The 11,786-nt window shown below is 72.8% G+C and carries 10 protein-coding genes; all 10 read left to right on the forward strand.

Annotated elements, in window-relative coordinates:
* Positions 1 to 61 precede the first annotated feature (61 nt).
* The 10 genes from P2T37_RS12375 to P2T37_RS12420 all read left to right on the forward strand — a co-directional run bounded on the left by P2T37_RS12375 (position 62) and on the right by P2T37_RS12420 (position 11,756).
* A complete protein-coding gene (locus tag P2T37_RS12375) occupies positions 62 to 664 on the forward strand; it encodes a metal-dependent hydrolase (protein ID WP_276234261.1) in 603 nt (200 codons plus the stop codon).
* A 45-nt stretch (positions 665 to 709) separates the two neighbouring features.
* On the forward strand, positions 710 to 1,471 hold the full coding sequence (locus tag P2T37_RS12380) for a polysaccharide deacetylase family protein (protein WP_276234262.1): 762 nt from the start codon (positions 710 to 712) through the stop codon (positions 1,469 to 1,471).
* Between the two features lie 82 nt (positions 1,472 to 1,553).
* Complete coding sequence (locus P2T37_RS12385) at positions 1,554 to 2,996, forward strand: right-handed parallel beta-helix repeat-containing protein (protein WP_276234264.1); 1,443 nt, start codon at positions 1,554 to 1,556, stop codon at positions 2,994 to 2,996.
* Positions 2,997 to 3,072: 76 nt separating this feature from the next.
* Complete coding sequence (locus P2T37_RS12390) at positions 3,073 to 4,257, forward strand: carboxylate--amine ligase (protein WP_276234265.1); 1,185 nt, start codon at positions 3,073 to 3,075, stop codon at positions 4,255 to 4,257.
* 299 nt (positions 4,258 to 4,556) lie between these two features.
* Positions 4,557 to 6,449: a hypothetical protein gene (locus tag P2T37_RS12395; RefSeq protein ID WP_276234266.1), complete on the forward strand. Its 1,893-nt coding sequence runs from the start codon at positions 4,557 to 4,559 to the stop codon at positions 6,447 to 6,449.
* A 238-nt stretch (positions 6,450 to 6,687) separates the two neighbouring features.
* Positions 6,688 to 7,824, forward strand: a complete 1,137-nt coding sequence (locus tag P2T37_RS12400; protein WP_276234267.1) for a DUF354 domain-containing protein — start codon at positions 6,688 to 6,690, stop codon at positions 7,822 to 7,824.
* Positions 7,821 to 8,873, forward strand: a complete 1,053-nt coding sequence (gene wecB, locus P2T37_RS12405; RefSeq protein ID WP_276236177.1) for a non-hydrolyzing UDP-N-acetylglucosamine 2-epimerase — start codon at positions 7,821 to 7,823, stop codon at positions 8,871 to 8,873. The genes P2T37_RS12400 and wecB overlap by 4 nt, the downstream gene beginning before the upstream one ends.
* A complete protein-coding gene (locus P2T37_RS12410; RefSeq protein WP_276234268.1) occupies positions 8,863 to 9,789 on the forward strand; it encodes a polysaccharide deacetylase family protein in 927 nt (308 codons plus the stop codon). Before wecB ends, P2T37_RS12410 begins: the two co-directional genes overlap by 11 nt.
* Before the next feature lie 44 nt (positions 9,790 to 9,833).
* Entirely contained in the window at positions 9,834 to 10,838 is a 1,005-nt protein-coding gene (locus P2T37_RS12415; RefSeq protein WP_276234269.1) for a GNAT family N-acetyltransferase, read from the forward strand.
* Entirely contained in the window at positions 10,839 to 11,756 is a 918-nt protein-coding gene (locus tag P2T37_RS12420; protein ID WP_276234270.1) for a glycosyltransferase, read from the forward strand.
* Positions 11,757 to 11,786: the final 30 nt, after the last annotated feature.

An 11,786-nucleotide genomic window follows, 5' to 3' on the forward strand; every position in this document is an offset into this window, starting at 1 on the left:
CCCGACGACACGACCGCGAGCACCGACACACGGAGCGGCCGCGCCGGGGGGAGCCGACTGAATGTGGCCGTGGGGCCACGTCGCGTTCGCGTACGTCTGCTACTCGCTCGGGAGTCGCGCGCTCGTCCGCGAGCCGCCCGCCGGTCGCGAGGCGCTCGTCGTCGCCGTCGCCGCGCTCGGCCCCGACCTCCTCGACAAGCCGCTGTCGTGGGGGCTCGGCGTCTTCCCGACGGGGAACGCGCTCGGCCACTCGGCGTTCGTCGCCCTGCCCGCGGGCCTCGCCGTGCTCGCGCTCGGGCAGCGATACGGTCGCCGGCGGGAGGCGGCCGCGGCCGTCGTCGGCTACTGGACGCACCTCGTCGGGGACGTGGGGTTCGGCGCGCTCGTCTCGGGCGACCTCGACCTCGGGGCGGTGCTGTGGCCGCTCGTCGCCCGCGAGCCGTACGCGACCGACGAGGGATTGGTCGGGCGCACGCTCCGGTATCTCCGCGAGTTCGCGGCCGACGCGGCCGACGGCGAGTTCGCCGCCGGGGTCCTCCTCGTCGCCTACGTCGCCCCGAGCGCCGTCGCGCTCGCGCTGTGGCTCCTCGACGGCCGGCCCGGCCCGGGGACGCTCCGCCGGCTGGTCGCCCGGCTCCGCCGCACCGCGGCCGGGACGGCCTGAGGTATCCGACGTATAACCAAGCGGGCGAGCGGCGACCCCGCGAGCATGGCTACTGACGGTGTCGGCGCCATCGCCGACCGACCCGCGGCGTTCACCCTCGACGAGTACGGGGCGCTGCTCGACGCGCTGTGCGACCGCGACCGCGAGTTCGTCGGCTACGACGACCCGCTCGACGAGGGGAGCGTCCTCCTGCGCCACGACGTGGACTTCTCGCCGCGGCGCGCGCTCGACTGTGCCCGTATCGAGGCCGACCGCGGCGTGCGCGCGACGTACTTCTTCCTCGTCTCCTGTCCGCTGTACAACCTCGCCTTCCGGCCGAACCGCGACCTGCTCGTCCGGCTCCGCGCGCTCGGCCACGACGTCGGCCTCCACTTCAGCACCCACCAGTACTGGAACGACGACCCCGGCGACGACGCCATCGAGGAGCGCGTCGCCGCCGAGCGCGACGTGCTGGCGGCGCTCGGGGCCGATCCCGTCGACGCCGTCTCGTTCCACCGGCCGCCCGAGTGGGTGTTCGAGCGCCGCTTCGACGGCTTCGACAGCACCTACGAGCCGCGCTTCTTCCGCGAGGTGGCCTACCGGAGCGACTCGAACATGCGCTGGCGCGCGGAGCCGCCCTTCGCCGACGGGGTTCCCGACCGGCTCCAGCTGCTCGTCCACCCCGGGCTGTGGGGGCCCGAGGACGCCGACTTCGCCGAGCGCGTCCGGACCGAGGTGAACCACGAGCTGTCGCGCACCGCCCGGTACATGACCGAGACGCTCGTCGACAAGCGGTACCACGCCGTCGAGTTCGGCCACGGCGGGTAATCTCGCCGTTCGCCGACACAAGCTCGGCTTTCCGACGCGGCTCGGTCAATAACAATCAGGCCGCCCCGCGGTGTAAGGTCCCGTGAGCGACCCCACGCGGACCGACCTCCGTCGGCGCGAGCTGCTGGCGACCCTGACCGCGGCCGGCGGCGCCGGCGCGCTGGCCGGCTGCTCGCTGTTCGAGTCGGCGCCGGCGCCGACGGACACGCCCGACGCCGGGACCGACACCCCCGCCGAGACGACGCCGAGCGACGCCGCCGACACCGCCGAGATACCGTACGCCGACGAGTACGGGACGGTGGTGGACCTCGCGCGGGCGGGCGCGGACACGACCGGCCGGGAGAGCGTCGTCCCCCTCCTCGACGAGCACGCCGGCGACGACACGCTCCTCTACCTCCCCGAGGGGACCTACCTCGTGGACGAGCCCTGGCAGCTCGACGGGTTCGCGGACGTGGCCGTCGTCGGCCCCGACGCCGTCGTCGTCCCGCCGAGCCGCTACGCGGGCACCCTCTTCGCCGTCACCGACGGCTCGGGCTTCCGCTTCGAGGGCGTCACCTTCGACTTCACCGCCGAGGGGACCGGCGCGCGCCCCATCGGCGCGCTCGTGGACGACGGGCTCGTCGTCCGGGACGTCACCGTCCGCGGCAGCCAGGACGTCGACCAGGACATGATGCGCTTCGACGTGACGGGCGAGGAGGGCACCGGGCTGGTCGAGCGGCTCCGCCTGCGCGACGGCGCGTCGTTCGACATCCCCGTCACCGGCTGTCTCGTCACCGGCGACAGCGTCGGCGAACTGACCTTCCGCGACTGTGAGATCGTCGGCTTCCCCGACAACGGGCTGTACGCCTCCGCAGCGACCGGCCGCGTGCGCGTCGAGGGGGGCTACTACGCGAACAACGCCATCTCGAACGTGCGCGTCGGCGACGGCGCGGTCGTCAGCGGCGTTCACGTCCGCGTCGACTACGAGGAGGACGTCCTGGAGAACACCCGGGGCATCCGGCTGCGCGAGGGCAGCGGCGTCCTCGTCGAGAACGCCACGATAGAGATGCTGAACGTCCCCGTCAGCGACGGCGCGCTCACCGTCTCCACCGGCGCGCGCGAGGTGACGGTGCGCGACACCGAGATCCGCGTCGACGCGGACGACGTGACCGGCCTGCTCGCGAAGAGTCCCGCCGACCGCTTCGAGGGAGAATCGACGGCCGTCACGGTCGAGAACGTCGTCGTCACCGGCGGCGCCGCCGGCAACGACGCCATCGACATCGTCGACCGCGACGGCTGCCGGCTCACCGGGCTGTGTATCCACCAGACCGGCGACGCCCGCGACGGGGTGCGGCTGCTCCGCTCGCGGGACAACCGCATCGAGGACGCGACCATCGTCGTCACCGGCGAGGCGCTCGTGTTGGAGGACTCCACGGCGAGCACGACCGGCATCCGAACGGCCGCCGAATCCGGGGACTCGGCGGGCCTCTCCGCGCAGGACGGAACGGTCCCGCAGGGGCCGTGTGCGACCGACGAAGACCCATGACAACCCCTACCCACTCCACGACGGCACCGCGCGGGAACCGACCGACGACTCGCTCCGCCCCGCGGGGTGAGACGCCGTGAGCGACGACCCCGGCACCGTCGTCGTGACGACGGGGCACACGGCCTGTCTGCCCTGCCTGCGCTCGCTCGGCTCGCGGGGCATCCGAACCGTCGTGGCGGGCGACGACGCGCGCACCCCGGAGTTCGCCTCGCGCTTCTGTGACGAGCGGGTCGTCACCCCGCCCCACGACGGCGACCTGCTCGCCTACCGGGACGCGCTCCTCGGGCTGGCCGCGCGCCCCGATGTGCGGACGCTCGTGCCCACGCGCGAGGAGGACGCCTACCTGCTGGCGCGCTACCCCGACCTGTTCGACCGCTACATCGACACCGTCTCGCCCCCCTCGGCGGTGCTCGGCCGGGTCCACGACCGGCTCCGGTTGGCCCGCGCGGCCGAGCGCGCCGGCGTCCCGGTGCCGGAGACGCGGCCGCTCGGCGAGGTGGACGACTGGAGCGAGCCGCTGGTCGTGAAGTCGCGGTACAACCTCCTCGCGGACGCGTATCTCCCGGACCTAGACGAGCGCTCCGCCTCGCAGGTGAAGTCGGTGCTCCACCTCGAACCGGACACGCCGCCCGACCTCGACGGGCTGTGTCGGACCTACGGCCACGAGCCGGTGGCCCAGGAGTTCGTCCCGACCACCGAGGAGTACATGGTCGCGGCGCTGTACGACCACGGCGAACCGCTGGCGACGTACCAACACCGACAGCTCCGCGGGAACACGTATCTGGGCGGCGGCGGCGTCTACCGCCGCTCCGCGTACGTCCCGCAGCTCGACTCCGTCGCGCGCCGGCTGCTCGACGAACTCGACTACCACGGGCTGGCGTGTATCGAGTACATGCGCCGCCCGGAGACGGGGGAGTTCCTGCTGACGGAGATCAACCCCCGGATGTGGCAGTCGCTCCCCTCCACGGTGCGGGCGGGCGCGGACTTCCCGTACTACTACTGGCTGGCGGCCACCGGCCGCGCGAGCGAGGTCGAGTGCGACTACGACATCGGCGTGTCGAGCCACCTGCTGAAGGGGGAGCTGTCGCACCTGCTCAGCGTCCGGCGCGAGCGCTCGGCGTACATGGCGCGGCCGAGCTTCCTCCGGCGCGCGGCCGAGATCGGCGTCTCCTGCGTGCGCGACCCGCACTTCGATTACCTCCGCGCGGACGACCCGGGGCCGTTCGTCCGGACGGTCGCGAACTACTTGCGTCGGAGCTGATTCGGCGCTAAGTCCCGCTTACCGGCGGTAGCGGCCTCTTACTTCCGTCTGGTAGCCAAGCGTACGTATCCGCGTAGCATCCCGCGAGCAGTTGCGGTGTAGCTGGCGGCGAGGTCGTCATATCGCTTACGTCGGTAACCCCGTCCTACTCGGGCATGGCAGATGGCCATGATCCGGATCCGGATCGTAAGCGAACGAATCTCACACGTAGGAACGTCCTAACCGCGGGTGCGGCCGCGGCGTCGGCGTTCGGTCTCGGCACGCTGGGCGCGGTCGGGCCCGCGAGCGCGGCGACGGAGGTGAACCTCGGGGACGAGGGGCTGTCGCCGGGCGACACCATCGACCCCTATCTGGACGAGTACTTCACCGACGGCACCGTCGCAGTCGTGCCCGCCGGCGAGTACGAGTGGAACGGCGACGGCATCGGCGGGAACTTCGCCGACGCCGGCCTCGTCGGCGACGGCGAGGTCGTGCTCCGTCACGAGGACGGGATGCACCGCGCACCGACCACTCACGCGACGGGCGGCACCGTCCGCTTCGCCGACATCACCATCCGCGGCGAGTGCGACGGCGACGACAGCCGCTGGCGGCTCCAGGCCGACGAGGACGCCGACCTCGTCCTGGAGAACGTCGCGCTCCCCGACGGGATGGAGGGGCAGTTCGGCGACGCGACCGGCATCTACGTCCCGCCGTCGCACGCCGGTACCCTCACCCTCCGGAACGTCCACCTGGAGGACTTCTCGAACAACGGCCTCTACGCGAGCGCGCCGGGCAAGCCGTCGCAGGACGGCCAGCAGGGGGCGGTGTACGTCGAGGGCGGCCTCTACCGCAACAACAACGTCGCGGGCGTCCGGCTCGGCTCGAACGGGAGCCACGCCATCGGCGTCACCATCGTCAACGACGCGCTCTCGACGGACATCGGCGACGAGGGGACCGCACAGCGCGGCCTCCGCATCCGCGAGCCCGGCGACGACATCCTCGTCGAGGACTGCGACATCTACCACTCCTTCTCGGACTCGGCCTCGCCGATACAGCTCCACCCCGGCGCGGAGGGCGGCACCGGCACCATCCGGAACACGCGCGTCTACACCGAGACGGGCGCGTCGGCGGTGAGCTACGGGAGCGGCGTCCCCGACGGCTGGACCGTCGAGAGCCTCTCCATCACCGGCGACGGCGACACGAGCTACCCCGACGGGTGGTCGAACGTCTGCGTCGGCGGGAGCTGTCCCGTCGCCGATCCCGAGCCGAGCGACTCCGAGACGACCTCGGGCGGCTCCGACGACGGTTCGACCGGGAGCGAGAACGACGGCGGCAGCGCGGAGGGTTCGGGCGACCTGTTCGTCGTCGAGGCGGCCGACGGCGGGCCGAAGTTCTCCTACGAGTTCGCCGGCACGGGCACCGTCACCCCCGTGCTGGACGGCTCCACGCTGGAGGCCGACGGCAACGACGACATCACGACGAAGGAGGACGGCACCTACGCCGTGGCGGGCGTCACGGGCAACGGCTACGGCGACTCCTTCCGCGTCGACGGCGACATCGACTCGTTCACCTCGACGACCGCGGCCGAGAACTACACGCTGCTGCTCGCGGGCGACGAGACGACCGCGGGCGAGCTGGTCGCGACGGACGCCGGTGACGAGCCGACGACCTCGCGGCTCGCCGTCGAGGCGGTCGAGAACGGCCCGCGCTTCGAGTACGAGTTCGTCGCGTCCGGCCCGGTCGCGCCCGTCGAGGACGCGGGCACGCTGAAGGCCGAGGGGAACGACACGATCGTCGAGAACGACGACGGCACCTACACCGTCACCGGCGTCACGGGCAACGGCTACGGCGACTCCTTCGACGTGACCGGCGCGGTGACGGCCTTCTCCGCGACCGTCGCGGAGTCGAACTTCGTCCTCCGCGTGGACGACGAGCCGGTGAGCGTCGCGGAGCTCGTGGACGGCGGCGACCCCGAGCCGCTCCCGAACAGCATCGTCTTCGACGGCGCGGGCAGCGCCGAAACGACGGCCTACGAGTTCGAGGTCACCGGCTCCGTGAGCGCCGGCGACAGCGTCGAGGCCGGCGACGCCATCGAGGGCACGACCGTCTCGGGCGCCGTCACCGAGGGCGTCGACGCCTACCGGTTCTCCGGCGACGTGGCCTCCTTCAGCCTCGACGGCCCCGCGACGGTCGCCATCGAGGACACCGACTGAGCGCGGTCGGCCCGCGGTTCCGTCCCCACTCATCCGTCCCCAAGCCCCCGTCCCCAAGCCCCCGTCCCCGAGCGCCCGGGCGCGTACCTATCCCCGTCCGCGCCCCCCGCTCCGCGACCCCCACACCCCCCCACCCTCACACGCGGTCCCCGCGCTTCGGCCCTTCACGCCCGGTAACCGCCGCTTTCCGCCCGACAAGCCCAGCATAACGAAGGGTCGTATCGGCGTGCGTCGGGTAGTGAGCACCGAGCGAACGCCGGACGGCGCGGAGGCCGAGCTGACCGTCGCGGTGACGGTCCAACACCCCGCGCACGTCCACTTCTACCGACACCCGATAGCCGAGCTCCGGCGCCGGGGGCACGCGGTCCACGTCTTCGCCCGCGAGAAGGACGTGACGACCGACCTGCTCGCGGCGTTCGACATCGACCACACCGTCCTCGCGCGCGAGCCGCGGTCGCGCGCCGACCTGCTGCGCGTGCAGGCGCGGTACGAACTCGGCCTGTTGCGCGCCTGCCGCCGGCTCGACCCCGACGTGTTGACCGCGGTCGGCGGCACCACCGCGGCCCACGTCGGGTGGCTGTTGGGCGCGCGCAGCGTCGTCTTCATCGACAGCGGCATCACGCCCTCGAACCGCGTGACGGTGCCGTTCGCCGACGAGGTGTGTAACCCCCGGCGGCTCGTCGCGGACTTCGGCGCGCGCCAGCGCCGCTACGACGGCTACCACGAACTCGCCTACCTCCACCCCGACCGCTTCGAGCCGGACCCCGAGCGCCTGCGCGCGCTCGGCGTCGAGCCCGACGACACCTACAGCGTCCTCCGGTTCGTCGCGTGGAACGCCCACCACGACGTGGGGAAGGCCGGGCTCTCGCCGGCCGGGAAGCGCCGCCTCGTCGAGGCGCTCGCCGAGCGCGGCGACGTGTACGTTACGACGGAGGGACCCCTCCCCGACGAGTTCGAGGACTACCGGCTCCCGGTGCCGCCCGAGGCGCTCCACGACCTGCTCGCGCACGCGGACCTCTACGTCGGCGACTCCCAGACCACGGCGACGGAGGCCGCCCTGCTGGGGACGCCCGCCATCCGGTCGAACTCCTACGCGGGCGACGGCGACATGTCGAACTTCGTCGAACTCGAGGACGAGTACGGCCTCCTGCGCTCGATTCCCGACGAGGACGAGGCGATAGCGACGGCCGCCGCGCTGCTCGACCGCCGGGACGCCCGCGCGGCGTGGGCACGCCGGCGCGACCGGCTGTTCGCCGAGAAGATAGACGTGACCGACTTCGTCGTCGAGCGGCTGACGGCGCCGACCGACCCCCCGACGCGGGGGACGCGGCTCGCCCGCCCGCTGGCCGCGCTCGCCGGACGGTGGTCGGGATGAAGGTGCTCTCCGTCGTCGGGACGCGCCCGCACTTCGTGAAGGCCGCGCCCGTCTCCCGCGCCCTCGACGGCGCCTGCGAGCACGTCCTGGTCCACACCGGCCAGCACTACGACGACGCGCTCTCCGAGCGGTTCTTCCGGGAACTGGACATCCCGCGGCCGGACCACGACCTCCGTGTCGGCTCGGCCGACCACGGCCCGCAGACCGCGATGATGCTGTCGAGCCTGTCGGCCGTGCTCCGCGCGGAGTCGCCCGACGTCGTCCTCGTGTACGGCGACACGAACTCGACGCTCGCGGGAGCGCTGGCGACGGCGAAGCTCCCGCCGACGCTCGCCCACGTCGAGGCCGGCGTGCGCTGTTTCAACCGCGACATCCCCGAGGAGGTGAACCGCGTGCTGACGGACCACGCCTCGGACCTGCTGTTCGCGCCGACGGAGACGGCCGTGGACAACCTCGCCGCCGAGGGCGTCACCGCGGGCGTGACGAACACCGGCGACGTGCTGTACGACGCTCTGCTGTGGGCGCGCGACCGGCTCGACGCCGGCGTGCTCGACGAGTTCGGCGTCGTGCCGGGCGAGTACGTCCTCTCGACGGTCCATCGCGCGCACAACACCGACGACCCCGAGCGGCTCGGCGCGATACTCCGGGCGTTCGGCTCGCTGGCGCTGCCCGTCGTCCTGCCAGCACACCCGCGCACCCGCGAGGCCGTCGCCGCCCACGGCCTCGACGTCCCCGCGAACGTGAAACTGGTCGAGCCGGTGAGCTACCTCGACTTCCTCGCGCTGCTCGACGGCGCGGCCCGGGTCGCCACCGACTCGGGCGGCGTGCGCAAGGAGGCGTTCTACCTCGACACGCCCTGCGTGACGCTGCGCGAGGAGACGGTGTGGCCGGAGACGGTCGCGGCCGGCTGGAACGAACTCGTCGGCACCGACGAGGGCGCCATCGTCCGGGCGCTGACGCGGGAGTGGGACCTCGGCGAGAAGCCCGCGCCCTACGGCGAGGGGGACGCGGCGCTCGCAATCAGGGAGGCGATACTCGGTGTCGAGTGACCCGACCGAGGCGCCGTTCGCGCTGTGTCTCACCCACGACGTGGACCGGGTGCGCAAGTCGTACCAGTCGCTCTACTACGCGGTCCGCGACCGCGACCCCTCACACCTGCGCGGGCTGGTGCCGGGCCGGAACCCCTACTGGCAGTTCGACCGCGTGATGGCGCTCGAACGCGACCTCGGGGTGCGCTCGGCGTTCTACTTCATGGACGAACAGCGGCTGTTCCGCGACCGGCCCCCGCGCGAGTGGCTCACGGTCGAGGGGTGGAAGCTGTACGCCGGCCGCTACAGCGTTGACGACCCGCGCGTGGCCGACGCGGTCCGCCGGCTGGCCGAGGGCGGCTGGGAGGTCGGCCTCCACGGCTCCTACGAGTCCTATCGCGACGGCGACCGCCTCGCCCGCGAGAAGGCGGCCGTCGAGGCCGTCCTCGGCGACGAAGTCCGCGGCGGCCGCCAGCACTACCTCAACCTCGACGCGCCCGCGACGTGGCGCCGGCAGGCCGACGCCGGCCTCCGCTACGATTCGAGCCTCGGGTCGAGCACGACCTACGGGTTCGAACACGGCTACGAGCCGCTGCGCCCGTTCGACGACGAGTTCGTCGTGTTCCCGCTGACGGCGATGGAGGCGGCGCTGCCCGACATCGCCGAGCGACCCGCCGCCGCGTGGGCCGCCTGCGACGCCCTCCTCCGCGAGGCGTGCGACGAGGGCGCGGTGATGACTGTTCTGTGGCACCCCCGGACGTTCAGCGAGGCGGACTTCCCGAACCACGCCGACCTCTACCGCCGGCTGATAGAGCGAGCCCGGGAGCTGGGCGCGTGGGTCGGCCCGCCCGGCGAGTACTACGCCGCGATGGACCATCCGGACCGGACCGAGGGGAAAACGGTGCCCGCGGCCGACCGGGCACCCTACGAGGGGTAGGTCGGGGATAACAAAGCGGGCCTCGGGGGGACGCGTCCGTACGAATGGACGTGCGACCCATCACGATGGACGAGTGGCGGGCGGCGCTGCCCGACACCGGAACCGAGCCGTTCCACACCCCCGAGGCGCTCGGCGTGCTCGACGACCACGCCGACGCCGACCTCGAACTGTACGCCGGCTTCAACGGCGACCGCGCCGTGGCGCTGCTCCCCGTCTTCGTCTCCGAGCCGGCCGTCGGCCGGGCCGTCACCTCGCCGCCGCCCGGCTTCGGCGTCCCGCGGCTCGGTCCCGTGTTGAACCCCGCCAGCCCGAAGCGCCGCAAGCGCGAGAAGCGCAACGCCGAGTTCACCGAGGGCGTGCTCGACGCGCTCGGGGTCGACCGCTCGGGCACGCTGTTCCGAATGGTGACCGCGACGGGCTACCCCGACCCGCGCCCGTACACGTGGGCCGGGCTCGACACGGCGCCCGCCTTCACCTATCAGCTCGACACCGCCGACCGCTCGACGGATGAGGTGCGCGCGGGCTTCTCGAAGAGCCTCCGGCGCGAGATCGGCGACGCCGAGGAGCTCGATATCGCGGTGACGGTCGAGGGGGTCGAGGCGGCCCGCGCGGTGTACGACGCCACCGCGGAACGCTACGCGGAACAGGACCGCGAGTTCGCGCTCGACTGGCCGTACGTCCGCGACCTCGTGGAGGCGCTCGGCGAGCGCGCCCGCGTCTACGTCGTCCGCGACGGCGACGGCGAGTTCCTCGCGGGCGTCACCGTCCTCTACTCCGACGAACTGGCGTACTTCTGGCAGGGCGGCGTCCGCACGGTGTACGAAGGCGTCAGCGTCAACAGCCTGCTCCACTGGCGGATCGTGGCGGACCTCGTCGCGGAGCCGCCGCTCGACACCCTCCGCGGCTACGACCTGATGGGCGCGAACACCGAGCGGCTCTGCCGCTACAAGAGCAAGTTCGGGGCGTCGCTCGTCCCCTACTACCGCGTCGAGTCGGCCGGGCGCTCGATGGACGTCGCGAAGCGCGTCTACAACCTCGTGGGTCGCTGAATGCGGGTCCTGAACCTCGTGACGAACGAGCGGGCGCGCTTCTACCGCCAGCAGGTCGAGGCGCTCGAACGGCGCGGCGTCGACTGCACGACGCTGGCGGTGCCCGCCGCGGGCGACCGGGACTCCCGGTCGGTGCTCGACTACGCGGGCTTCTACCTTCGCGCCGTCCGCGGCGCGTTCGGCCGGTTCGACGTGGTCCACGCGAACTACGGGCTGACGGGCCCGCCCGCGGTGGTCCAGCCCGAACACCCCGTCGTGCTGTCGCTGTGGGGGACCGACCTGTTCGGCCGGTACGGGGCGGTGAGCCGGTGTGTCGCCCGCCGGAGCGACGCCGTCATCGTCATGTCCGGGGCGATGGCCGACGCCCTGGACACCCCCTGTGAGGTCATCCCACACGGGGTGGACCTGTCGCTGTTCCGGCCGACGGACCGCGACGAGGCCGTCGCCACGGTGGGGTGGGACCCCGACGCGGTCAACGTCCTGTTCCCGTACGCGAAGACCCACGGCGTGAAGGACTATCCGCGCGCGGCGCGGCTCGTCGACCGGGCGAACGCGGGCGCCGAGCGCCGCATCGAACTCCACACGGTGACGGGCCTCCCCCACGACCGGGTGCCGACGTACATGAACGCGGCCGACGCCCTGCTTCTCACCTCCGAACACGAGGGCTCGCCCAACGTCGTGAAGGAGGCGATGGGCTGTCGGCTCCCCGTCGTCGCGACGGACGTGGGCGACGTGGCCGAGCGGCTCGCCGGCGTCACCCCCTCGACGGTCTCGGACGACGACGCGGACCTCGTCGCGGCGCTCCGGGACGTGGCCGCCGACCCGCGACGCTCGGACGGCCGCGAGGCGGTCCGCGACCTCTCGCTCGAACGGATGGCCGAGCGCATCGCCGCCGTGTACGAGCGGGTGACCGGGTAGCGACGGGCTACCGGCCGTTGGGCGGCGCAT

The sequence above is a fragment of the Halosegnis marinus genome (genome assembly GCF_029338355.1).
In the GTDB taxonomy this organism is placed as follows: Archaea; Halobacteriota; Halobacteria; order Halobacteriales; family Haloarculaceae; genus Halosegnis; species Halosegnis marinus.